Raw genomic sequence first — 22,921 nt, forward strand, 5'->3', positions numbered from 1 at the left:
GACGATAGGTCAGTGCTAATCCGCTGCAAAAAGCGCTAACCTCTATATGAATGAAACTTAGCTGCACATTTGCCGGCTTGTTTCGGTACGCCCCTTTTATCCCCCGGAGGTCATCATGGAGCTGGATCCGCTTCTGCTCTCCAGGCTGCAATTTGCTTTCGTGGTGCTGTTTCACGCCATTTTTCCGGTGTTCACCATCGGTCTGGCATCCTACATCGCCCTGCTGCACGGCCTGTTCTACAAAACCAAGAACCCCGCCTGGGACCGCCTGGCGCTGTTCTGGACCAGGGTCTTTGCCGTGGTGTTCGGCATGGGCGTGGTGTCGGGCATCGTCATGTCGTTCCAGTTCGGCACCAACTGGAGCAACTTCTCCCAGGCCACGTCCAATTTTTTGGGCCCGGTGCTGAGCTACGAAGTGCTGACGGCGTTTTTCCTCGAGGCCGGCTTTCTCGGCGTGCTGCTGTTTGGCCGCGACAAGGTGCCCGAAGGCGCGCACCTGTTTGCTGCGCTCATGGTGGCGCTTGGGACCTTCATTTCCTCGTTCTGGATCCTCTCCGCCAACAGCTGGATGCAGACGCCGGTGGGCTATGAGCTGATCGACGGCCGCTTTCATATTACTTCCTGGACCGAGGCCATCTTCAACCCCTCCTTCCGCTACCGCTTTGCCCACATGGTCATGGCGTCGTTTTTGACCGGGGGCTTTGTGGTGGCCGGCGTCAGCGCCTGGTTTCTGCTGCGCAAGCGCGACGTCGAGGCCAACAAGAAAGCGCTCTCCATGTGCCTGTGGATGCTCTTGATTCTGACGCCGGCTCAGGCGGTGGTGGGCGACTTCCACGGCCTCAACACCCTGGAGCATCAGCCGACCAAGGTGGCGGCCATGGAAGGCAACTGGGAAACTGACTCCGGCGTGCCGCTGCTGCTCTTTGCCCTGCCCGACAAGGGCGCCCAGACCAACCACCTGGAAATAGCGGTTCCCCGTCTCGCCAGCCTGATCCTGACCCACGACCTCGACGGCACGGTGCCGGGGCTTGAGGACGTGTCGGCCGAAGAGCAGCCGCCGGTGTTTATCGTCTTCTGGTCGTTTCGCATCATGGTGGGCCTGGGCCTGGCGATGATCGCCGTGGCGCTGGCCGGGCTTGTCCTGCGCCGGGGCGGGCGCGTCTATCGCCACCCGCTCTACCTGAAGACCCTGGTGGGCATGATCGGCGCGCCTTTCGTCGCCGTGCTGGCCGGCTGGGTGGTCACCGAGTCCGGCCGCTCACCCTGGCTGGTATACGGCGTGATGACCCACGCCGAGGGGCTGACGCCGTCGCTCACCGGCGCCATGGCGCTGTTCACCCTGATTGGTTATATGGCGGTATACGCCGTGGTGTTCATGGTCGGTATTTACTATCTGACCCGGGTCATCAGCAACGGCATGCTGCCCGAGCCCGACGAAATCAACGACGGCATGGGAAGCGCCAAGCGTCCGCTGTCCGCCGCGCATACGCCCTTTGACGACAACGACCTGCAGGGAGCCAAGTCATGAATCTGGACATTACCCTGGTATGGGCCGGCATTATCGGCTTTGGTGTCATCATGTACGTGCTGATGGACGGCTTTGATCTGGGGCTGGGAATCCTCTACCCCTTCGCCCCGGACGAAAACTCCCGGGACGTGATGATGAACTCGGTGGCCCCGGTATGGGACGGCAACGAAACCTGGCTGGTGCTGGGCGGGGCCGGCCTCCTCGGCGCCTTTCCGCTGGTTTATTCGGTGTTTCTGCCGGCGCTTTATATCGGCGTGTTCCTGATGCTCGCGGGGCTGATATTCCGCGGCATTTCCTTTGAGTTTCGCTTCAAGGCAAAGCGGAACCGCCACTGGTGGAACCGCGCCTTCTGCTGGGGCTCCGTGGTGGCCACCTTCGCCCAGGGGGCGGTGGTCGGCGCCTATATTCAGGGCTTCCCGGTGGAAGACGGGGTCTTTGTCGGCGGCGCCTTCGACTGGCTGACGCCGTTCACCGTGGTCACCGGCCTTGGGCTGATGGCGGGCTACGCGCTGCTCGGCGCTACCTGGCTGATCCTCAAGTCCGAAGGGCACGTCCAGAACTGGGCCTACGCCATTACCCCCCGGCTGCTTTGGGCGGTGCTCGGCGTGTTTGCCGTGATCAGCCTGTGGACGCCGCTGGTAAGCGTGGACGTCCGCGAGCGCTGGCTCAGCCATATTCACCTGATCTGGGTATTCCCTATTCTCGCCATGGCCTGCGCCGCCGCCCTGTACCGCGCGGTCAAGCAGCGCGAGGAGGGTCGCCCCTTCATCATGGCGCTGGGGCTGTTTATCTTTACCTATCTGGGCATGATCGCCAGCAAATGGCCGGTCATCGTGCCGCCGGACTACACCATCTGGGACGCCGCCTCGGCGCCGGAATCCCAGGTCTTCCTGCTCATCGGCACGGTGTTCGTTATCCCCGTCATCCTCGCCTATACCACCTGGACGTACTGGGTGTTCCGCGGCAAGGTGAAGGCCGACGACGGCTACCATTGATAGCGCCGTGAAGCGCTAGCCCTGCACGAAAAAAGCCGCCTCGCAGCCATGCGAGGCGGCTTTTATTTTATGGCACGGCGTCGGGCAAAACCCTTACTGGGGCTGCTTGGCCTTGCGCACGTAGGGCAGCGGCGCTTCGAACTCGCCGAATTTGGCCCGGGCATCGTCGTCGGACACGCTCGGCGGAATAATGATGTCTTCGCCGACGGTCCAGTCGGCCGGCGTAGCAACGCCGTGGCCGGCAGCGGTCTGCAGGGCATCCAGCGCGCGCAGGATTTCGCCGAAGTTACGGCCGACGTTCATCGGGTAGGTCATGGACAGCTTGAGCTGCTTGTCCGGGCCGATGATGAACACCGAGCGCACCGTGGCACTGTCCGCCGGCGTGCGGCCGTCCGGCAGGTAGGCTTCCGCCGGCAGCATGTCGAACAGCTTGGAAACCTTGAGGTCTTCGTCGGCGATGATCGGGAAACCTACAGCGCAGCCGGCGTAGGACTCGATATCCTTGACCCAGCCCTGGTGATCCTCCACGCCGTCAACGGAGACGCCGATTACCTTGGTCCCGCGCTTTTGCCACTCGTCATTCAGCGTGGCCACGGCGCCAAACTCGGTGGTGCACACCGGGGTGAAGTCTTTCGGGTGGGAAAAGAGGATCGCCCAGTCGTCGCCGATCCAGTCGTGAAAGCTGATATTGCCCTGGCTCGTCGGCGCGTCAAAATCCGGGACGGTCTCGTTGATACGTAGCGACATCGTTGACTCCTGACAGTTGCGTTTCTGGCGTCCGTATTGGACGCAGCTTGATCCATACGCTTCCATCATAGACCCGGCAGCGACTTATGTACAAATAGCATTAAATACAAAATTCTTATTACTTAATTACGATTCTGCCTGCTCTTCCCACCCGCTCTGCCAGCTTTCGCTCCGATCAGCCATCGGCGTCGATGCTCGGTTTTTCTTGACGCCGACCAGAAAGTGCTATAAAAAATATACTGTGTACAATAACTGGACAACCTTAGGAGCCTTTGATGAAAACAGCGCTGACTACCGCCCTGCTACCGGCAGCCTGATGGCCACTATTGCCGGCGCCAGCCTGGCCGCCGACAACCCCATGAGCGTGCACGTGCTCAACATCGAAAACGGCCTGCCCTCGCCGGACGTCAACGTCACGCTTGAGCAGCGTCACGACGACGGCGAGTGGAAAGAAATCAACAGCGCCGTCACCGGCGACAACGGCCGCATCAACGCGCTCTACCCCGAAGATACCGAGCTTGAAAACGGCGTTTACCGGGTGACGTTCGATACCGGCGAATGGTTCGAAAGCCACGACACCGAAACCTTTTTCCCCGAGGTGCCGGTAGTCTTCGCCATCGACGGCGAGCTGGACCACTACCATATTCCGCTGCTGCTGAGCCCCTACGGCTACTCCACCTACCGCGGCAACTAAAGCGTATCGCCGCCAGCGGCACTATTAGCTCCCGTATAGCGCCCCAAACGAACCTGCCCCCGTTGCCGCAAGGCAACGGGGGCAGGTTTTTCAGCAAGCTAGTGCGAGCCTGGCCGTGCTGCGATAGGAGTGCCTACAGGTGCCACTCCAGGTTAAACGTGGCGGCATCGGTATCCACGCCCTTGTTGCCGAACTTGTTGCGCCAGAACTCGTAGCCCACGCCGGCCCAGAGACGGTTTTCCTCGCCCCAGGCAAGCTTGCCGACGTCCATCATCAGCGACGGGCGTGATAGGCGCTCGGGCTTGGTATGTTCACTACCGCCGCCCTTGCCCTTGGCGCCGTTGTAGTTGAAAAAGCCCTGAAACTTCATCGGCACCGGACCCGCTTCAAAGGGCAGACCCCACGCCAGGTTGACCTGGTAGTAGTCGTCAAACTCACGGGTGCCGATGAAGTTGGCGTGGTTCCACTCGTAGGAGTAGAACAGGCTCAGGTCGAGAAAGCCTTCCGGCACGTCAAATTTGAGCGTCGGGCCCGCCAGCAGCTGGCGCTTGCGCGGGGCAAATTCGGTGTTCTTGGTATTGAGATCCACGCCGCCGGTCAGCGCCACGTCCTTGACCGGGCCAAACGCCAGCTCATCGCCAAACAGCTTGCCGTAGTGCAGCTGGTTGCGATACATCACGTAGGCCTCGGTCGCGCCGGTATCGCCGCCGCTTGTCGGGTCGTTGCTGTCGGACTGCAGCAGATCAATGTTGAACAGGTGCTGGCCCAGCGAGTGGCCGCCAACGTAGTTGAACTGAAGAATATGCTTTTCGATGTGCTTGTCCCCGTCTTTCTGAGGACCGGGGCCCGGCTCGGTAAAGTCGGTGCCGTAGCGATAACCGATGAAAGAGTCGCTCCAGGTCGCCGCCTGGGCCTGGGTGAAGGCGCACGCCGCCAGCGTCGTGGCACCTACCAGGGCGGCCACGGAGTGTTTGGTGTTAAACATCAGTCAAATACCCTTTGGTTTTATTGTAAGAGTCGAGGCCGGTGCTTTAGCGCCGGCTGTTGGCTCCGACTGCCCCGCCGCGTTGTTGCGCCTTGGCGCTTTGTTGTCGGGGTCACAGTCAGCTTGCGATACGTCCGGATTGACAGCTAAAGGGGCGTCAGCCGAACAAGGCGCCGGTCATGATCCCGACACCCCTTGTATACAATAATAACCTACACAAAATGCCACGAAGCGACAACAGTTTCGCCGAAATGTTGTTGTTCTTTATGCCTTCATCCGGCACACAGCCGGTTTTTCGCCGCTTCCCCGGCAGCGCGCCGCCCACGACCGCCCACAAAAAACGGCGCCCGTGGGGCGCCGTTGCGATGCAGCCGGAAGCGGCTGGGGGTGAGTCGGCCTGAGTCGCGCTAGCTACGAGCGCCGAAGATGGCCATCAGATCGGTTTCTGCCTCTCGGGGGCACAGGTCCAGCAGGTTCTCCAGGCTGTACAGATGGTGGTCAACGCCGGCTCTGGCCGCCTCGGCGTCGCCGCGCTGCAGGCTTTCCAGCAGTCGGGGATGGTCGCCTTCCAGGTAGCAGGAGCCCAGGCTCGGGCGCTTGTACAGCGCAATCACAATGGACGTCCGCACGATCAGGTCGGTAAGCATGGAGCCCAGGATACGGTTGGGCGCATGCTCCGCCAGCAGATGGTGGAAGCTCAGCGAGTGCTCGATGCGCGCCGGCTCGTCGCCCTTGGCGTAGGCCAGCTTTTCCTGCTCGACGTGATGGCTCAACGCGTCCAGCGCTTTGGCGTCGAGGCTGCCGGCCTGAAGCGCCACGGCTTCGCCTTCTACCAGCCGCCGCGCGGCGAAGGTGTCGCGGGTTTCCTCGATGGTGGGCGCCCGCACCCGCGCCACCTGGTTGGGGCGCTGGTCCAGCACGTGCTCCGAGGCCAGCCGGGTGAGCGCCTTGCGCACCACCGAACGGCTGACGCCGAACACCTCGCCCAGCGTGACTTCGGGCAGCCGGGTATCCGGCGGCAGGCGCTGCATCAGCACCGCCGCGCGAATGTGATCCACAATATCCTGATCGCTGACGCGACCGCGCTCCCGCGCAGACGGCGACAGCGTTTTACGCCAGACGGGGTTCATCGACCGTTCTCCACAATGAGTTCACCATAAAACGGCGCATTTTAGCCCCGAAAGGCGGCAAAAAGACAGCGTCTGCTTCAGGATGCCGCCTTTCTGCCGCGATGGATCGCGCTGACGCCCGGCTTCGCCGGGTCAGTCTCGCCGGTGGGCGTCGGTGACGCGCAGCACTTTCATAGTGTTGGTGCCGCCGTGGGCGTTCATGTGATCGCCGCGGGTCACGATGACGTGGTCGCCGACGTGGGCAAGCCCCTCCTTGACCAGCAGCGCCAGGGCATTGCCGTGAAGCGCCGAGGCCTCCATGCGGCTGGTATCAAACGCAAGCGACACCACGCCGCGGTAAAGCGCCATGCGCCGCTGGGCAATAGCGCTGTGGGCGAGCCCCACAATGGGCAGACCGGAGTGAATACGCGAGGCAATCAGCGCGGTGTAGCCGCTCGAGGTCATGCAGGCAATGGCGGAGACGCCTTCCAGATGGTTGGCGGCATACATCGCCGACAGCGCCACGGTCTCATCGCTGCGGGTGAAACCCTGGTGAATGCGGTGGCCGGATTCCTGGGTACTGCGCTCGCGCTCGGCGCCCAGGCACACGCGGTCCATGGCCTCGACGGTTTCCACCGGGTAGTCGCCGGCGGCGGTTTCCGCGGAAAGCATCACCGCGTCGGTGCCGTCGAGCACGGCATTGGCCACGTCGAAGACCTCGGCCCGGGTGGGCAGCGGCGACTCGATCATCGACTCCATCATCTGGGTGGCGGTGATCACCGCGCGGTTCAGGGTGCGCGCGCGCTTGATGATGCGCTTTTGCACGCCGATCAGCTGGGAGTCGCCGATTTCCACGCCCAGATCCCCCCGGGCGACCATGACCGCTTCGGAGGCCTTGATGATGCCGTCCAGGGTGTCGTCGTCGGCCACCGCCTCGGCGCGCTCGATCTTGGCCACCAGGCCGATCTCCTTGCCTTTCTCGCCCAGCAGCTGGCGCGCCTCTTCCATGTCGGCCGCGGTCCGCGGAAACGACACGGCCATGTAGTCCACACCGATGTCCAGCGCGGTTTGCAGATCTTCCCTGTCCTTGTCGGTCAGCGCCGGCGCGGACAAGCCGCCGCCCAGCTTATTGATGCCTTTGTTGTTGGAAAGCGTACCGCCGACAATAACGTGGGTGTGGACTTCGCGGCCCTTGACCGCGTCAACGTCGAGCACCAGGCGGCCGTCGTCCAGCAGCAGGCGATCGCCGACGTCCAGGTCATCGGCCAGGGTCTTGTAGTCGCAGCCTACCCGGGTGTCGTCGCCGGCGTCGCTGTCCAGCTCCATGTCGAGAACGAAGGGCTTGCCTTCTTCGAGCTCGACTTCACCGTCCTTGAAGCGGGCGATGCGGATCTTGGGGCCCTGCAGGTCGGCAAGGGCGGCGACGCTCTTGCCGATGCGATCGGCAATCTCGCGCACCTGAGTCAGCCGCTGGCGGTGGTCGTCCGCCGAGCCGTGGGAAAAGTTGAGGCGAACGACGTCGACGCCGGCGCGCAGCATGCGCTCCAACTCGCCCTCGCGGTCGCTGGCGGGCCCCAGCGTAGCGACGATCTTGGTGCGGCGAATGGGAACATAGGTATTGTTATTCATACGGACCTCGGCAGCGCCGGAGAGGCGCGAAATTCGTTAACGTTGGTGCGGGTTGGCTGTCCCCGTCACGCTTGAATGTTCCAGGGGGCAAAGAGGGAGGGAGGAAAACCGGCGTCAGGCGCTTTAACAAGCGACGATGCGGGCCTGACGCCGGGATAGGGGCACCATTTGCATGGTGGCAACAGGTGCCACCCTCTTTGCCCGGGGGTGGCACCTGACTCAGGACGCGGCGCTCACGGTCGCGCGCCGCAAGCGGCGGATTACTTGCCGACTTCGTGGTTGGCCAGCATTTCCAGCGCGCGCACCATGCCCGCGTGGTCCCAGTCGGCGCCGCCGTTGGCCGCGCAGGCCTGGAAGAGCTGCTGGGCGTTGGCGGTACCCGGCAGGGACACGTCCAGCGTCCGCGCGCCTTCCAGCGCCAGGTTAAGATCCTTCTGGTGCAGCTTGACCTTGAAGCCCGGGTCGAAGGTGCGGTTGATCATGCGCTCGCCGTGGACGTCCAGAATCTTCGACTGCGCCAGCCCGCCGAGCAGCGACTCGCGCACCTTGGCGACGTCGGCGCCCGCCTTGGAGGCGAACAGCAGGCCCTCGGAAACGGCTTCAATGGTCAGCGCCACGACGATCTGGTTGGCGACCTTACAGGTCTGGCCGGAGCCGTTTTCGCCGATGTGAGTGATGGATGAGCCCATCACTTCGAGAACCGGCTTGCCGCGCTCAAAGGCAGCTTCGCTACCGCCTACCATGATGGTAAGCGCAGCGTTGATGGCACCGCCTTCACCGCCGGATACCGGGGCGTCGAGGTAGTCACCGCCGGCCTCCTTGATGCGCTTGGCGAAGTCCTGAGTGGGCATCGGCGCAATGGAGCTCATGTCGATGACCAGGGTGTCTTTCTTCAGGCCTTCGATCACGCCGTTCTCGCCGAACAGGACGTTTTCCACGTCCGGCGTGTCCGGCACCATGGTGATGATGATCTCGGACTGCTCGGCAACCGCCTTGGGGGTGTCGACGACGTTGGCGCCCTTTTCCTTGAGGTCAGACGGCAGCGGCGAGTTGTGCACAACGGTGTAGATGTCGTGGCCGGCGTCCAGCAGATGGCCTGCCATCGGGCGACCCATGATACCCAGTCCGATAAAACCGATCTTGCTCATAGTAGTCTCCTATCACTTGCACTGAATACGTGTCCCCTGTGGGTAAGGTGGACACGTACGGCTTATGTCTTGTGTATGGCTTAGCGCGCGTCTTTCAGCCAGCCAAGCCCTTCCCTGGTACCGGCCTTCGGCTTGTATTCGCAGCCGATCCAGCCACTGTAGCCCAGGCCATCGAGGTGGGCGAACAGGAAGGGGTAGTTGATTTCGCCGGTGCCCGGCTCGTGGCGGCCCGGGTTGTCGGCCAGCTGCACGTGGGCGATACGCTTGAGATGCTTTTCGATGGTCGGCGCGATATCGCCTTCCATGATCTGCATGTGATAGATGTCGTACTGCAGCTTGAGATTGTCGCTGCCGACCTCGTCAAACAGCGCGATCGCCTGCTCGGTGCGGTTGAGGAAGAAGCCCGGGATATCGCGGGTGTTGATCGGCTCGGCGATCAGCAGAAGCCCTTCGCCCTTGAGCCTGTCGGCGGCAAAGCGCAGGTTGTCGATTAGCGTCTTGCGCGCCTCGTCGTCGCTGACGCCTTCCGGCTGGATACCCGCCAGGCAGTTGACCTGGGTGTTGCCCAGTACCTTGGCGTACTCGATGGCCTTGTCCACGCCTTCGCGGAATTCGTCCACGCGGTCCGGGTGGCAGCCGATGCCGCGCTCGCCGGCCCCCCAGTCGCCGGCCGGCAGGTTGAACAGCACCTGTTCCAGGCCGTTGTCGTCCAGGCGCTTTTTGATCTCGGACGCTTCGAAGTCGTAGGGGAAGAGGTATTCCACGCCCTTGAAGCCCGCGTCGCCGGCTTCCTTGAAGCGGTCGAGGAAATCCACCTCGGTGAACAGCATGCTGAGATTCGCGGCAAATTTAGCCATATCAATCTCCCTGTGTGTTTGCGTGTATGTCAACGCGCTTGGCGTGCCTATCAAAGTGCCCGGCACCGGTAACCGCCGGCGCCGGAGAGTAGCCGTTGCTTAGCGCAGGGAAGCGATGGAGCTCGGCGCGTCGGTCTCGTTTTCGGCCAGCGCCTCGAACTCGTTAACGGTGCTCAGATCCTTGCCGCTCATGGAGATGTTGGTGATCCGCTCGAGAATCACCTCTACCACGACCGGCACCTGGTACTCTTCCTTGAGCTGCTTGGCTTTCTCGAAAGCCGGAGCAATCTCTTCCGGGTCGGTGACGCGAATGGCTTTACAGCCCAGCCCTTCTACCACGGAGACATGGTCAACGCCGTAGCCGTTGATTTCCGGGCAGTTGATGTTCTCAAACGCCAGCTGAACCTGATAGTCCATGTCAAAGCCGCGCTGGGACTGGCGGATCAGGCCCAGGTAGGAGTTGTTCACCAGCACGTGGATGTAGGGCAGGTTGAACTGCGCGCCCACGGCCAGCTCTTCGATCATGAACTGGAAGTCATAGTCGCCGGACAGCGCGACGATATCGGTCTTCGGGTCGGCGCGACGCACGCCCAGCGCCGCCGAAATGGTCCAGCCCAGCGGGCCGGCCTGGCCACAGTTGATCCAGTGGCGCGGCTTGTAGACGTGCAGGAACTGCGCGCCGGCGATCTGCGACAGGCCGATGGACGAGACGTAGCGCGTGTTCTTGCCGAACGCCTTGTTCATTTCCTGGTAAACGCGCTGGGGCTTGACCGGCGTCTCCTTGAAGTCGGTCTTGCGCAGCATGGCCGTGTCACGCTTGCGATCGTAGCACTCCTTGGCCCAGGCGCTGCGGTCCTTCAGCTTGCCCGCGGCCTTCCACTCCTTGGCCACTTCGACGAACAGCTCAAGGGCTGCCTTGGCGTCGGAGACGATGCCGTAGTCCGGGCCGAAGATGCGCCCGATCTGGAACGGCTCGATATCGACGTGGACGAACTGGCGGCCTTCGGTATAGGTCGCGACGTCACCGGTGTGACGGTTGGCCCAGCGGTTGCCGATGCCCATGACAAAGTCGGACTCGAGCATGGTGGCGTTACCGTAGCGGTGGTGCGTCTGCAGCCCCACCATGCCGGCCATCAGCTCGTGGTCGTCGGGAATCGCGCCCCAGCCCATCAGCGTGGGGATCACCGGAATACCCGCCGTTTCGGCAAACTCGGTGAGCAGGTCGCTGGCATCGGCGTTGATGATGCCGCCGCCGGCTACCAGCAGCGGCTTCTCGGACTCGTTGAGCATGCCCAGCGCTTTTTCGATCTGCGCCCGGCTGGCGCTCGGCTTGTACGCCGGCAGCGGCTCGTAGGTATCCGGGTCGAACTCGATTTCGCTCATCTGCACGTCGATGGGCAGGTCGATCAGCACCGGGCCGGGGCGCGAGCTGCGCATTAGCTGGAAGGCTTTCTGGAAGGCACGCGGCACCTGGGCCGGCTCCAGCACGGTGATCGCCCACTTGGTAACCGGCTCGGCAATCGCCTGGATATCGACCGCTTGGAAGTCTTCCTTGTGCAGCTTGGCCGCCGGCGCCTGGCCGGTCACGCACAGGATCGGAATGGAATCGGCGCTGGCCGAGTAAAGGCCGGTGATCATGTCGGTGCCGGCCGGGCCCGAGGTGCCCACACACACGCCGATATTGCCCGCCTCGGTGCGGGTGTAACCCTCGGCCATGTGCGAGGCGCCCTCGACGTGGCGTGCCAGCACGTGATCCACGCCGCCCACCTTGCGCATGGCCGCATAGAACGGGTTGATCGCCGCGCCGGGCAGGCCGAACGTCACGTCCACGCCTTCTTTCTTGAGCACGTGGATGGCGGCTTCAGCAGCAGTCATCTTAGCCATTTGAATCTCTCCTCAGTCAGGAACCCCGGCTGCTCTGATCAGGCAAGCGCCAGCGCCCCTCGATAAACGAACGTCCCGCCGTCAGGAACATTGCCGTAGCCGATACGGTTGTGTTCAAAACCGGCCACCCGACCGTCGGTCTTTAAAGGGCGGTGGCCACAACGGTATCCAGTACTTGTATTCAAAAGTATGCGCTAGACGCCGAGCTGTCAATAATTTGTGGAAATATTTTCCATTAAAATGAAAAAATGGCATCTGCCTTGCCGATCGGCTCATTTTTCACCGGTTAATCAAGGCATTAAGTCAATAAACTGTGAGATAAGGAGGGAGCTTCAACCCAGCGACCAGGGCCAGCGCAGAGTTTAGCCACCGTCAGCAGGCACGCGGCGGCGGCGTTACCGCACCGCAAAGCCCGGCGCTTTAGTGGCCGCCCAGCCCGAATATCTGGTGCAGGTCGGGCGCGCCGGCCTGCTCTTCTACTACCGCAAGCGAGGCTTCAACCTCCCTGAGATGGCGCTGCATGAACGCCTTGGCGTTGGTGCCTTCGCCACGCTCCAGGTACCCCACCAGGTCATCGTGGTCGTGAGACTCGCAGCCCAGGTGGCCGGTATTGCCGTATACGGCAAGAATCAGCGAGGAGCGCGAGCACAGCTGACGGATAAAACCGGCAAGCGCGGCATTGCCGGAAAGCTCGCCCAGGCGCTCGTGAAACGCGGCAGAAAGCTTGATGGCCCGACTTTTCTCGCTCCGCCCCAGGGCATCGCGCTCTGCGCGCGCCATCTGGCGCAGGTCGCGGACGTCTTCCGGCGTAATCCGCCGCGCGACGTCGGGCATCAGGCCGCACTCCACCAGCTGCCGGGCGGCGAACACGTCCCGGGCCTCGCTCGCCGTGGGCCGGGTCACACTTGCCCCACGCCGGGGCGTGAGCGTGACCAGCTGCTCCAGAGCCAACCGCTGCAAAATCTTGCGTATCCCGGTGCGGCTGACGCTGAATACCTCGGCCAGGGCATCCTCCCGCAGCCTGGCGCCCGGCAGCAGCTGATGTTCGATAATCGCATCGCTGATGGCCCGGTAAATGGCTTCATGCCGCTCGGCGCCGTCGCCATTTTTACCGGCCCCTCCGCCGCGGGCCGGCGCCGACGGCTGGCTTTCCTTATCGTGCAACTTATCCATGGCTGAGTCCTTTTTCGTCTTCTCCAACGGGGCTTATCCAGCGGTGACAGGTGCGCTCGGCTATCGGACGCGTAACAGCATCAGCGCAGCGGCTACACCGGCATTCGAGTCAACGATAGCCGCGATAACGCAGACAGTATCGCCCCTTTTTGTATACAAAAATACACTTATACTAAAGGCTTAACCTAGCCCTTAGCCCGGACCGGCCTGCATCATAAGCGCCCCAAGCGCATAAAAAACCCGTCCGCCACGCGCCGCCAAAGCCACAGAAAAATCATTAACGTGTTGTTTTACTCAGTAATTTACTTTGTTTCAGCGCTACAGCGACGCTCTTACCGCGCCTGCCGCAGCGAAGCTGGCGAACGCCGAGCGGTGTCACGGCAGCAAAGAAAAACGCCAAGCATATTTATTTTTCACAACCGTTTTGTGTACAGTGGCTCGATATTGATGAAACAACCTACTCTTTGTAGTGCATACAACAACAAAGCTAAGGAGAAATCCCGATGAGCGACGCAAGCGCATCTCCGGAACTGGGGAAGCGTACAGACACGACCAACCGGTCCCTGTTCGACTTCTACAGCCGGCCCAAATTCTACAAGGCTCTGCCCATTTCGCTGCAGCACCTGCTGGCCATGATCGCCGGCGTCATCACGCCGCCGATCATCGTTGCCGGCGTCGTTGACGCCACGCCCCAGGAGCAGCTGCTGCTGGTTCAGGTAGCGGTACTCGCCTCGGGTATCTGCACTATTTTCCACCTTTACGGCGTGTGGAAGTTCGGCGCCCGCCTGCCGGCCATCTCTTCGGCGTGGGCTTCGCCTATGTGCCAACGCTGATTGCCGTCGGCAACGGCTTTGGCATCGAGGGTATTCTCGGCGCCCAGCTGATCGGCGGCATCGTCATGATGCTGGTGGGCTACTTCATCCAGTATATCCGCCAGCTCTTTCCCCCGGTCGTGGCCGGCACCGTGGTTCTGGTCATCGGGCTTTCGCTTTACGACATTGCCGTAAAGTACATGGCCGGCAGCGGTAACACCTCGGCGGAAGGCTTTGGCGATCTGATCAACTGGGCCGTTGGCGGGATCACCCTGGTGACCGTGCTGCTTGCCTCGCAGTTCGGCAAGGGCGTGATCAAGCTGTCCGCGATCATCGTGGGCATCGTGGTTGGCTACATCATTTCCCTGGCGCTGGGCATGGTCGACTTCTCAAGCATCGGCGAAGCAGCCTGGTTCTCGGTACCCAGGGTAATGCCGTTCGAGATGGAGTTCCACGGCGCCGCCATCGCCTCCATGGTGGTGATCTGCGTGATCAACTCGGTGCAGACCATCGGCGATCTTTCGGCCACTTCGGTTGGCGGCATGAACCGCGAGCTGGAAACCAAGGAGCTCACCGGTGGCCTGCTGGGCAACGGCCTGACCACCGCCGTCAGCGCGTTCTTCGGCGCTTTGCCGACCTCTACGTTCAGCCAGAACGTGGGTATCGTCGCCATGACCAAGGTCATCAGCCGCTTCGTTCTCGCCATCACCGCGGTCTTCATGATCCTCGCCGGCCTGAGCCCCAAGTTCAGCGCGGTGATGACCACCATCCCGTACCCGGTGCTGGGCGGCGCGACCATTACCGTTTTCGGCATGATTACCATGACCGGCATCCAGCTGCTGGTGAAGGATGAAATGTCCGCCCGCAACATGACCATTGTGGGTCTGGCGCTGGCGCTGAGCCTGGGTATCGCCTCGGTTCCCGAAGCAATCGCGCAGTTCCCCGAAGTAGTGCGGAACATCATCGGCGGCGCGCCGATCGTGGTGGCGGCCATCACCGCCTTTGTGCTCAACATCGTACTGCCCAACAAGTCGCTGTCCGATGAGGCCAAGGAGCGCGAAGCCATCGAAGCCGCCGAGGCGGCCGAAGACTCCGTCGCCCATCAGCCTGGCGCCAAGGCCAACAGCGCAAGCTGATGCGCGAGCCTTGACCCCGGCCGCCAACGGCCGAGGCAAAAGCCCGCTAACGATGCCGTGGACACGCCGTGTTCACGGCATTTTTCTGCCCGCGCCAACTCATCATGAGTGCGACAGCAATCCACCCGGCTAACGCCAGTGACGGTCAGTCCACATATACATTGATGATAAGCTTATAAAGCTATCGGGAACTTGCGACCGCACAGGACTCTAAGACAGGGCGCTGCTGCAAGCGCACCGAATAGCGACACGAAACCGTTCTGCTCAACACAAGGGGAAAGCATGAAAAACGTCACCAGAACAGCCGGTTACTCACTGCTACTGGGGCTTGCCCTGGGGCTTTCCGGCTGTGCCGCCCACAGCACCGACCAGAGCGCCGCCGACGACACGCCCGACGTTGCCCTTGCCAACACCTACTGGAAGCTCACGGAACTGGCCGACGGCCCCGTGGCGGATACCCAGGATGACCAGCGCGAGGCGCACTTTGTGCTGCACGAAGACGATCAGCGCGTCGCCGGCGCCACGGGCTGCAACCAGCTGATGGGCAACTACAGCCAAGACGATACGCATATTGCCTTCGAGCAGCTGGCGACCACCATGATGGCCTGCCCGGAGACGGCCGGTGCCGAACGCGCCTATCTCAACGCCCTGAACCAGGTCGAGCGCTGGGAAGTCAACGGCAAGACACTGACGCTTACCAATGATGACAGCGAGACGCTGGCCCGCTTCCAGGCCGTTCATCTGTACTGAGGACGACCTGAAGATGACGAGCGCTGATCGACAAGACCCTCAAGACCTTTGGCAGTAGCCACGTGCTGGTCAACAACGTCGGCGGTGGCGTACAGACGCTGAGCTGACACCATGCCCCGGCGCCCCTCGCACCGGCACAAAAAAGCCCCGTCAAAACGGGGCTTTTGCCATAGCAAGGTCGCTCTTAGAAGGGAATCTCGTCGTCGAAGTCGTCGAAGCTGTCCGGGTTGGGCGCGCCGTAGCTTCCGCCCTGCTGGCCCTGCTGCGGCGGGTTTTGCGGCGCCGGCTGCTGTTGCTGCTGGCCGGGGTGGCCCTGCTGCGGCTGAGGCGCGGGCTGCTGGGGCTGCCCGCCGCCCTGCTGGGGCTGATACCCCTGCTGGCCGCCCATACCGCCACCGCCGCGAGAGTCAAGCATCTGCATGTCGTTGCACACCACCTCGGTGCTGTAGCGGTCCTGGCCGTTTTGGTCCTGCCATTTGCGCGTTTGCAGCCGCCCTTCGATGTAGACCTTGGAGCCCTTGCGCAGGTACTGCTGGGCGATCTCCGCGGTCTTGCTGAACAGCACGATGCGGTGCCACTCGGTACGCTCCTGGCGCTGTCCGCTCTGGCGATCCATCCACGTGTCCGTGGTCGCCAGATTGAGGTTGGCCACAGCCGTCCCCGAGGGCGCAAAACGCACCTCGGGATCCTGGCCGAGGTTGCCGATAAGAATAACTTTATTGATACCGCGAGCCATCAGATGCTCCTTGATGCGTCAGTAAGGGTGTCAGCCGGCGTCGCCGGCATCACGGGAATGTGTTGCCGCCGCCGGCAACAGCCGGGAAAGCGCCGCTTCGTCGAGGGTCTGACGATTGACCTTGAGATAGGCGACGCGCTCCTCGGGTGCCAGCATCACGTCCTCAACGCCGGCCACCTGAGCGAGGCGCTCGAGCAGCGCGTCCAGCGTTTCCGCCGGCGCCTCGTCAAGCGCTACCACTTCGCTTGCCAGGGGCGGCGGCTTGGGCATGGACCACATGATAGCCCACCAGGCAAGCGCCAGCGCCGCGCAGCCCAAAAATACGGCGTTGAGCCCAAAGGCGCTGGACAGCCAGCCGCCCAGGGTACCGCCGAGAAAAGCGCCCAGAAACTGCCCGGTGGAGTACACGCCCATGGCGGTCCCCTTGGCGCCCGCCGGCGCCAGCTTGCTGAGCATGGAGGGCAGCATGGCTTCGAGCAAATTAAAGCCGGTGAAAAACGTAAGCAGCAGCACAAACAGCCCCACCCCGTGGGACAGCGGCAGTCCCAGCCCGGCGAGGCTCAGCGTAATGACACCGATAGCCAGCAGGCAGACGGGCTTCATCAGCTGCTTCTTTTCCGCCACGATCACCAGCGGAATCATCAGCACAAAGGCCCCACCCATGATCAGCAGATACGCAAGGCCATGCCAGGACGCCTCGATGCCCGCGTCCACCAGCCGCAGCGGCACGGCGACAAAGCTTGCCATCAGCGTCAGGTGCAGGGCAAAAATCGACAGGTCGATACGCCACAGGTCCGGGCGAACAAGCACGCGCTTGAGCTGCCCTCGGTCCATGCCCACGTCCTGGTGTTTCACCCGGCGCGGCGCTGCCGGCACCCAGCGCCACAGCACAAAGAGCCCCACGGCGGTGAGTCCGGTGGTAAACCAGAACACGCCGGAAAGCCCGGCCTTGGCGGCAAGCCAGGGGCCCAGCGCCATGGCTACGGCAAAGGCAATGCCGATGGAAAGCCCAATGGTCGCCATGGCGGCGGTGCGCACCTGCTCCCGGGTCTGGTCGGCCAGAAGCGCCATGATCGCCGCCGCCACCGCCCCGCTGCCCTGCAGCGCGCGCCCGGCAATAATGCCGGTGATGGAATCGGCCAAGGCGGCCACCGCGCTGCCCAGCGCGAACAGCACCAGGCCCACGGCGATGATGCGCTTGCGCCCGAAGCGGTCGGATAAAAGCCCGAAAGGAATCTGCAGGCAGGCCTGAGTCAACCCGTAAACGCCCAGCGCCACGCCCACCAGCAGCGGCGTCGAGCCGGCCAGCTCGTCGGCATAAAGCGCCAGCACCGGCAGCACCATGAAAAGCCCCAGCATGCGCGACGCGTAGAGCCCCGCCAGGCCGCTGATGGCGCGGCGCTCGGAAGGTAGAAGCAGTGCAGAAACCTTGGCCATAGAGCCTCAACGTTGATACATCGGGTGCGACCGTCACGGTTCCACGTCAACGGCGCGCAAAAAGAAGAAAAGCGCTCCATTCTAGCGCGCTTCGCCGTCGCTGAAAACGCCGTCCGAAGACAAGCGCGCTTTGCCCCCGGGGCTCGGCAAACCGTATACTTGATCTTTTGCCGCGCGTAAATGAGGTATTGATGGAAAGCATTCTGGTCAGGGGCGCCCGCACCCACAACCTCAAGCAGATCGACGTGACCCTGCCCCGAGACAAGCTCATCGTGGTCACCGGGCTTTCCGGCTCGGGCAAGTCGTCGCTGGCGTTTGACACGCTTTACGCCGAGGGCCAGCGCCGCTACGTGGAGTCGCTTTCCACCTACGCGCGCCAGTTCCTGTCGATGATGGAAAAGCCCGATATCGACCATATCGAAGGGCTGTCCCCGGCGATTTCCATCGAGCAGAAATCCACCTCGCACAACCCGCGCTCCACCGTGGGCACCATCACCGAAATCTACGACTATCTGCGCCTGCTGTTCGCCCGGGCGGGTACGCCGCGCTGCCCCGAGCACGGCGAGGACCTCGAAGCCCAGACCGTCTCGCAGATGGTCGACCAGGTGATGAATCTGGAAGCCGGCACCAAACTCATGCTGCTCGCCCCGGTGATCAAGGGCCGCAAGGGCGAGCACCTGCAGCTTTTGGCCGAGCTGCGCGCCCAGGGGTTTGTGCGCGTGCTGATCGACGGCCAGGTGCTGGAGCTTGACGACATCGCCCCGCTGGACAAGCGCAAGAAACACGACATCAGCGTCGTCGTTGACCGCTTCAAGGTCCGCGACGATATCGCCCAGCGGCTGGCGGAATCCTTCGAAACGGCGCTGTCCCTGGCCGACGGCACGGCGATGATTCGCTACATGGACGGCGACGCAGAAGACCTGGCGTTTTCCTCGCGCTTTTCCTGCCCGGTATGCGGCTATTCGCTGGCCGAGCTCGAGCCGCGGATGTTTTCGTTCAACAACCCCGCCGGCGCGTGCAGCGGCTGCGACGGGCTCGGGGTGCAGCAGTACTTCGACGCCAACAAGCTCGTAAGCCACCCGGAGCTTTCGCTTGCCGAAGGCGTGATCAAGGGCTGGGACCGGCGCAACGTCTACTACTTCACCCAGCTCAAGTCGCTGGCGGATCACTACGGCTTCCCTCTGGAAACCCCGTGGCAGAAGCTGACCTCGGGCGAGCGCGACATCATCCTCAACGGCACCGGGCGCGAGCCGGTACCTTTTGTCTACGCCAACGATCGCGGGCAAAAGATCACCCGGGAGCACCCGTTTGAAGGCGTGCTGCCCAACCTCAGGCGCCGCTACCATGAAACCGAGTCCAGCATGCTGCGCGAGGAGCTTGCCCGCTACGTGACCGCCAGCGCCTGCACCCAGTGCCACGGCACCCGGCTGCGCCGGGAGTCGCGCCACGTCTTCGTCGACGGCCGCACCATCGCCGACGTGGTGCGACTGCCCATCGGTGAGTCCTGGGACTACTTCTCCCGCCTGGCGCTTTCCGGCCAGCGCGGCGAGATCGCCGCGCGCATTGTGTCCGAGATCCACTCGCGGCTGGAGTTTCTGGTCAACGTGGGTCTTGATTACCTCAACCTCGAGCGCAGCGCGGATACGCTCTCCGGCGGCGAAGCCCAGCGCATCAGGCTTGCTAGCCAGATCGGCGCGGGGCTGGTGGGTGTGATGTATATCCTCGACGAGCCTTCCATCGGGCTGCACCAGCGCGATAACGACCGCCTGCTGAGAACCCTCGAGCGGCTGCGCGACCTGGGCAATACCGTGATCGTGGTCGAACACGACGAAGAGGCCATTCGCCGCGCCGACCACGTGCTGGACATCGGCCCCGGCGCCGGCGTTCACGGCGGCGAGGTGGTCGCCCAGGGCACGCCGGACGAGGTGACCCATACCCCGGGCTCGCTCACCGGTCAGTACCTGCGCGGCGAGCGCGAAATCGCCGTGCCCCAGTACCGCATTCCCGGTAACCCGGAAAAGCAGCTGGTGCTGGCCGGCGCCAGCGGCAACAACCTGCAGGACGTTACGCTTACGCTGCCGCTGGGCTGCTTTGTCTGCGTCACCGGGGTCTCGGGCTCGGGCAAGTCGACGCTGATCAACGGCACCCTGATGCCCATTGCCGCCCGGGATCTGAACCGCGCCACCACCCTGACCCCGGCGCCGTACCAGACGCTTGACGGGCTCGACCAGCTGGACAAAGTCATCGACATCGACCAGAGCCCCATCGGGCGCACGCCGCGCTCCAACCCGGCCACCTACACCGGGATTTTTACCCCCATCCGCGAGCTGTTTGCCGGCACCCACGAAGCCCGGGCGCGGGGCTACAAGCCCGGGCGCTTCTCGTTCAACGTCAAGGGCGGGCGCTGCGAGGCCTGCCAGGGTGAAGGCATGATCAAGGTGGAGATGCACTTCCTGCCGGATATCTACGTGCCCTGCGACGTGTGCCAGGGCAAGCGCTACAACCGCGAAACCCTGGATATCCACTACAAGGGCAAGACCATCGACGAGGTGCTGAAAATGACGGTGGAAGAAGCGCTGGCATTCTTCAGCCCGGTACCCGCCATTGCCCGCCGGCTGCAGACGCTTGTCGACGTCGGGCTTTCCTACGTCAAACTGGGGCAAAGCGCGACCACGCTCTCCGGCGGCGAGGCCCAGCGGGTGAAGCTCGCCCGGGAGCTGGCCAAGCGCGATACTGGACAAACCTTGTATATCCTCGACGAGCCCACCACCGGGCTGCACTTCGAGGATATCCGCCAGCTGTTGGTGGTGCTCCACCGCCTGCGCGACCACGGCAACACCGTGCTGGTGATCGAACATAACCTCGACGTGATCAAGACCGCCGATTGGCTGATCGATCTGGGGCCCGAGGGCGGCGCCGGCGGCGGCCGTATCATCGCCGAGGGCACGCCGGAGCAGGTGGCCAGGGTGGAAGCTTCTCACACCGGGCGCTTTCTGGCGCCGATGCTTGCGCGCGCCGCCGCCGGAAAAACGGCAAAAAAGGCGACGGCAACAAAATAGCGCCCCGCAGGGCGCTAGGCGTTAGCTAGCTGTAACGGGCTCTTTCGCCGGCAAGAACGGATAGTCGGTATAGCCTTCCGCGCCGCCGCCGTAGAAGGTGGCGGAGTCGGGCTCATTGAGCGCCGCCCCCTGGCGAAAGCGCTCGACCAGGTCAGGATTGGCGATGTACGAGCGGCCGATGGCCACGGCGTCGGCGAGACCTGCGTCGATAATTTGCTCGGCGCGCTCGGCGTCGTAGTGGCCGCAGAAAATCAGGCCGCCGCCAAAACGCTCGCGCAGACCCCGGCGGAACTCCTCAGAAAGGGTAATATCGCCGCCGGCCCAGTTGGGCTCGTTGATGTGCAGGTAGGCAAGCCCCCGGGCGGAAAGCTGCTCGGTCAGGTAAAACGCCATGGCCTCGGGCTCATCGTCGGTCAGGCCGAAGATTTCGATGAACGGCGACAGGCGAACGCCTACGCGCTCGGCGCCGAACACCTCCACCACGGCATCGACCACTTCCAGCGGGAAACGCGCGCGATTTGCAAGCGAGCCGCCGTAGCGGTCTGAGCGCTGGTTGCTGCCGGTGGCGAGAAACTGGTTGAGCAGGTAGGCGTTGGCCGCGTGGACTTCCACCATGTCGAACCCGGCGCGCCGGGCGCGCACCGCGGCCTGGCGGTAATCGTCCACGACCTCGGCAAGCTCGTCGGTTTCCAGCGCCCGGGGCGTGCTGGTGGGGTGGCGCCCGGCGCTGCCGTCGTCAAACTCCACGAAGCACTGGGCACCCTCGCCCTTGAGCGCGCTGGGCGCGACCGGCGGCTGGCCGTCCGGTTGCACCATCTCGTGGGAGACCCGGCCCACGTGCCACAGCTGCAGCGCCATACGCCCGCCCTTGGCGTGCACCGCGTCGACCACGTCTTTCCAGCCGGCTTCCTGGGCGTCGGTCCAGATGCCCGGGGTATACACATAGCCCCGGGCGGTGGGCGAGATATTGGTCGCTTCGCTGACGACCAGCCCGGCGCCGGCGCGCTGGCCATAGTAGGTCTGCTGCAGCGGGCCGGGGACGCTGTCCGGCGTACGCGCCCGGGTCAGCGGCGCCATGAGAATACGGTTGGGCAGCGTCAGGCTGCCCAGATTAACCGGCGTGAGTAGCGTTTCGTGTGCCATCAGGCATCCTTGAACAGAAAGTAAAACGGGCTCAGTCGTGGGCTTACAGCTTCACCAGCATCTTGCCCTGGTTGGCCCCGGAGAACAGCGCGAGAAAGGCGTCGGGCAGGCTTTCGAGCCCTTCCTTGACGGTTTCCCGGTAGTCGATTTCGCCGCTGGCCACCCGAGGGCCGAACTCGTTGACGAAGTCGGTGTGATGCTCCCAGTGGTCAAACACGATAAAGCCCTGCATGCGTGCGCGGCGGATCAATATCATCGCCAGATTGCCGGGGCCGGCGGCCGGGGCGTCATCGTTGTAGCGGGCAATCATGCCGCACACGGCGATGCGCGCGCCGACGCGCAGGTTATTCAGCGCGGCTTCGAGACAGTCGCCGCCGACGTTTTCGTAGTAGACGTCAAAGCCCTCGGGGCAGGCCTCCTTCAGCGCTTTGCTCAGCTCGGCGGCGTTTTTGCCCTTGTAGCTGACCGCCTTCACGCCCTGAGACTCAAGCCAGTCGAGCTTATGCTGGTCGCCGGCGATGCCGACCACGGTGCCGCCGTTGGCCTTGGCTAGCTGTACGGCGAGCGAGCCCACCGCGCCGCTGGCCGCGCTCACCAGTACGTTGTCGCCTTTTTGCATGTCGGCGATCACGTTGAGCCCCACCCAGGCGGTGGTGCCGGGCATGCCCAGCACGCCGAGATACGCCTGCTCGGGCACGTCGAAGTCGGGCAGCGGCTCGACCTGCTCCGCCGGCAGCTGGGCAATATCCCGCCAGCCGGCCATGTGGCTCACCTTGTCGCCGACCTTGAAGCGCGCATCCCGGGATTCGATCACTTCACCCACGGCGGCGCCTTCCAGGGGCTCACCGAGGACAAACGGCTCGATATAGGTAGTCACGCCGTCCATCCTGCCGCGCATGTACGGATCCACCGACAGCCAGGAATTGCGGATGCGCACCTCGCCCTCGGCGAGCGCGCCAAGCTCGCGCTGCTCCAGTGCAAACAGCTCCCGGGACGGCAGCCCCTGGGGGTGTTCATGGATGGTGTAGTAGCGGCTTTGCATGATGCACTCCTCAAATGAAGGATCGGTGCCGGATCAGCGGGCACCAGAAAAGTAGCA

The 22,921-nt window shown here is 63.2% G+C and carries 19 protein-coding genes; 7 read left to right on the forward strand and 12 right to left on the reverse strand.

Annotated elements, in window-relative coordinates; all coding sequences use genetic code 11:
* The first annotated feature begins 115 nt into the window (after positions 1-115).
* Both ACZ46Y_RS12990 and ACZ46Y_RS12995 read left to right on the forward strand, forming a co-directional pair.
* Entirely contained in the window at positions 116-1,528 is a 1,413-nt protein-coding gene (locus ACZ46Y_RS12990) for a cytochrome ubiquinol oxidase subunit I (protein WP_311955646.1), read from the forward strand.
* Positions 1,525-2,523 carry a cytochrome d ubiquinol oxidase subunit II gene (locus tag ACZ46Y_RS12995; RefSeq protein WP_311955647.1) on the forward strand — a complete coding sequence of 333 codons (999 nt, stop codon included), beginning with the start codon at positions 1,525-1,527 and terminating at the stop codon, positions 2,521-2,523. Before ACZ46Y_RS12990 ends, ACZ46Y_RS12995 begins: the two co-directional genes overlap by 4 nt.
* Before the next feature lie 93 nt (positions 2,524-2,616).
* Here ACZ46Y_RS12995 and ACZ46Y_RS13000 read toward each other — a convergent pair whose 3' ends face one another.
* A complete protein-coding gene (locus ACZ46Y_RS13000) occupies positions 2,617-3,270 on the reverse strand; it encodes a peroxiredoxin (RefSeq protein ID WP_311955650.1) in 654 nt (217 codons plus the stop codon).
* 316 nt (positions 3,271-3,586) lie between these two features.
* Between ACZ46Y_RS13000 and uraH the strand changes: the two genes are divergently transcribed.
* Entirely contained in the window at positions 3,587-3,964 is a 378-nt protein-coding gene (gene uraH / locus ACZ46Y_RS13005; protein ID WP_311955654.1) for a hydroxyisourate hydrolase, read from the forward strand.
* Positions 3,965-4,097: 133 nt separating this feature from the next.
* Here the strand turns inward: uraH and ACZ46Y_RS13010 are convergent, their stop codons facing one another.
* From ACZ46Y_RS13010 to ACZ46Y_RS13040, 7 genes are all read right to left on the reverse strand, one after another.
* Positions 4,098-4,949 (reverse strand): hypothetical protein, encoded by an 852-nt coding sequence (locus ACZ46Y_RS13010; RefSeq protein WP_311955658.1) that lies wholly within the window; start codon positions 4,947-4,949, stop codon positions 4,098-4,100.
* Positions 4,950-5,356: 407 nt separating this feature from the next.
* Entirely contained in the window at positions 5,357-6,079 is a 723-nt protein-coding gene (locus ACZ46Y_RS13015) for a GntR family transcriptional regulator (protein ID WP_311955660.1), read from the reverse strand.
* Positions 6,080-6,211: 132 nt separating this feature from the next.
* Positions 6,212-7,687 (reverse strand): pyruvate kinase, encoded by a 1,476-nt coding sequence (pyk, locus tag ACZ46Y_RS13020; RefSeq protein ID WP_311955661.1) that lies wholly within the window; start codon positions 7,685-7,687, stop codon positions 6,212-6,214.
* Positions 7,688-7,947: 260 nt separating this feature from the next.
* Positions 7,948-8,835, reverse strand: coding sequence for a 2-hydroxy-3-oxopropionate reductase (locus tag ACZ46Y_RS13025; protein ID WP_311955663.1), 888 nt, complete (start codon positions 8,833-8,835; stop codon positions 7,948-7,950).
* Positions 8,836-8,915: 80 nt separating this feature from the next.
* Positions 8,916-9,692 (reverse strand): hydroxypyruvate isomerase, encoded by a 777-nt coding sequence (hyi, locus tag ACZ46Y_RS13030; protein ID WP_311955664.1) that lies wholly within the window; start codon positions 9,690-9,692, stop codon positions 8,916-8,918.
* A gap of 99 nt (positions 9,693-9,791) precedes the next feature.
* Complete coding sequence (gene gcl / locus ACZ46Y_RS13035) at positions 9,792-11,576, reverse strand: glyoxylate carboligase (protein ID WP_311955667.1); 1,785 nt, start codon at positions 11,574-11,576, stop codon at positions 9,792-9,794.
* 420 nt (positions 11,577-11,996) lie between these two features.
* Complete coding sequence (locus ACZ46Y_RS13040; RefSeq protein WP_311955668.1) at positions 11,997-12,749, reverse strand: GntR family transcriptional regulator; 753 nt, start codon at positions 12,747-12,749, stop codon at positions 11,997-11,999.
* 503 nt (positions 12,750-13,252) lie between these two features.
* Between ACZ46Y_RS13040 and ACZ46Y_RS13045 the strand changes: the two genes are divergently transcribed.
* The 3 genes from ACZ46Y_RS13045 (at position 13,253) to ACZ46Y_RS13055 (ending at position 15,447) form a co-directional block, all read left to right on the forward strand.
* Complete coding sequence (locus ACZ46Y_RS13045; protein ID WP_311955670.1) at positions 13,253-13,582, forward strand: solute carrier family 23 protein; 330 nt, start codon at positions 13,253-13,255, stop codon at positions 13,580-13,582.
* Entirely contained in the window at positions 13,570-14,697 is a 1,128-nt protein-coding gene (locus ACZ46Y_RS13050) for a uracil-xanthine permease family protein (RefSeq protein WP_464380048.1), read from the forward strand. Before ACZ46Y_RS13045 ends, ACZ46Y_RS13050 begins: the two co-directional genes overlap by 13 nt.
* A 282-nt stretch (positions 14,698-14,979) precedes the next feature.
* Entirely contained in the window at positions 14,980-15,447 is a 468-nt protein-coding gene (locus ACZ46Y_RS13055) for an META domain-containing protein (RefSeq protein ID WP_311955674.1), read from the forward strand.
* 184 nt (positions 15,448-15,631) lie between these two features.
* Here ACZ46Y_RS13055 and ssb read toward each other — a convergent pair whose 3' ends face one another.
* Both ssb and ACZ46Y_RS13065 read right to left on the reverse strand, forming a co-directional pair.
* Positions 15,632-16,183, reverse strand: coding sequence for a single-stranded DNA-binding protein (gene ssb, locus ACZ46Y_RS13060; protein WP_311955676.1), 552 nt, complete (start codon positions 16,181-16,183; stop codon positions 15,632-15,634).
* Positions 16,184-16,213: 30 nt separating this feature from the next.
* The gene (locus ACZ46Y_RS13065; RefSeq protein WP_311955679.1) at positions 16,214-17,620 is read right to left on the reverse strand and encodes an MFS transporter; all 1,407 of its coding nucleotides are present in this window, start codon (positions 17,618-17,620) and stop codon (positions 16,214-16,216) included.
* 191 nt (positions 17,621-17,811) lie between these two features.
* On the opposite strand from ACZ46Y_RS13065, the gene uvrA reads away from it, so the two are divergent.
* A complete protein-coding gene (gene uvrA, locus ACZ46Y_RS13070) occupies positions 17,812-20,679 on the forward strand; it encodes an excinuclease ABC subunit UvrA (protein WP_311955682.1) in 2,868 nt (955 codons plus the stop codon).
* 21 nt (positions 20,680-20,700) lie between these two features.
* Here the strand turns inward: uvrA and ACZ46Y_RS13075 are convergent, their stop codons facing one another.
* A complete protein-coding gene (locus tag ACZ46Y_RS13075; RefSeq protein ID WP_311955683.1) occupies positions 20,701-21,822 on the reverse strand; it encodes an alkene reductase in 1,122 nt (373 codons plus the stop codon).
* A gap of 43 nt (positions 21,823-21,865) precedes the next feature.
* Positions 21,866-22,864, reverse strand: coding sequence for an NADP-dependent oxidoreductase (locus tag ACZ46Y_RS13080; protein WP_311955685.1), 999 nt, complete (start codon positions 22,862-22,864; stop codon positions 21,866-21,868).
* Positions 22,865-22,921: the final 57 nt, after the last annotated feature.

This window comes from Halomonas garicola (genome assembly GCF_055382465.1).

Bases quoted from the DNA above. Each gene is read 5' to 3' on its own strand.
- ACZ46Y_RS12990 (WP_311955646.1), top strand. From the start codon at position 116: ATGGAGCTGGATCCGCTTCTGCTCTCCAGGCTGCAATTTGCTTTCGTG.
- ACZ46Y_RS12995 (WP_311955647.1), top strand. From the start codon at position 1,525: ATGAATCTGGACATTACCCTGGTATGGGCCGGCATTATCGGCTTTGGT.
- ACZ46Y_RS13000 (WP_311955650.1), bottom strand. From the start codon at position 3,270: ATGTCGCTACGTATCAACGAGACCGTCCCGGATTTTGACGCGCCGACG.
- uraH (WP_311955654.1), top strand. From the start codon at position 3,587: ATGGCCACTATTGCCGGCGCCAGCCTGGCCGCCGACAACCCCATGAGC.
- ACZ46Y_RS13010 (WP_311955658.1), bottom strand. From the start codon at position 4,949: ATGTTTAACACCAAACACTCCGTGGCCGCCCTGGTAGGTGCCACGACG.
- ACZ46Y_RS13015 (WP_311955660.1), bottom strand. From the start codon at position 6,079: ATGAACCCCGTCTGGCGTAAAACGCTGTCGCCGTCTGCGCGGGAGCGC.
- pyk (WP_311955661.1), bottom strand. From the start codon at position 7,687: ATGAATAACAATACCTATGTTCCCATTCGCCGCACCAAGATCGTCGCT.
- ACZ46Y_RS13025 (WP_311955663.1), bottom strand. From the start codon at position 8,835: ATGAGCAAGATCGGTTTTATCGGACTGGGTATCATGGGTCGCCCGATG.
- hyi (WP_311955664.1), bottom strand. From the start codon at position 9,692: ATGGCTAAATTTGCCGCGAATCTCAGCATGCTGTTCACCGAGGTGGAT.
- gcl (WP_311955667.1), bottom strand. From the start codon at position 11,576: ATGGCTAAGATGACTGCTGCTGAAGCCGCCATCCACGTGCTCAAGAAA.
- ACZ46Y_RS13040 (WP_311955668.1), bottom strand. From the start codon at position 12,749: ATGGATAAGTTGCACGATAAGGAAAGCCAGCCGTCGGCGCCGGCCCGC.
- ACZ46Y_RS13045 (WP_311955670.1), top strand. From the start codon at position 13,253: ATGAGCGACGCAAGCGCATCTCCGGAACTGGGGAAGCGTACAGACACG.
- ACZ46Y_RS13055 (WP_311955674.1), top strand. From the start codon at position 14,980: ATGAAAAACGTCACCAGAACAGCCGGTTACTCACTGCTACTGGGGCTT.
- ssb (WP_311955676.1), bottom strand. From the start codon at position 16,183: ATGGCTCGCGGTATCAATAAAGTTATTCTTATCGGCAACCTCGGCCAG.
- ACZ46Y_RS13065 (WP_311955679.1), bottom strand. From the start codon at position 17,620: ATGGCCAAGGTTTCTGCACTGCTTCTACCTTCCGAGCGCCGCGCCATC.
- uvrA (WP_311955682.1), top strand. From the start codon at position 17,812: ATGGAAAGCATTCTGGTCAGGGGCGCCCGCACCCACAACCTCAAGCAG.
- ACZ46Y_RS13075 (WP_311955683.1), bottom strand. From the start codon at position 21,822: ATGGCACACGAAACGCTACTCACGCCGGTTAATCTGGGCAGCCTGACG.
- ACZ46Y_RS13080 (WP_311955685.1), bottom strand. From the start codon at position 22,864: ATGCAAAGCCGCTACTACACCATCCATGAACACCCCCAGGGGCTGCCG.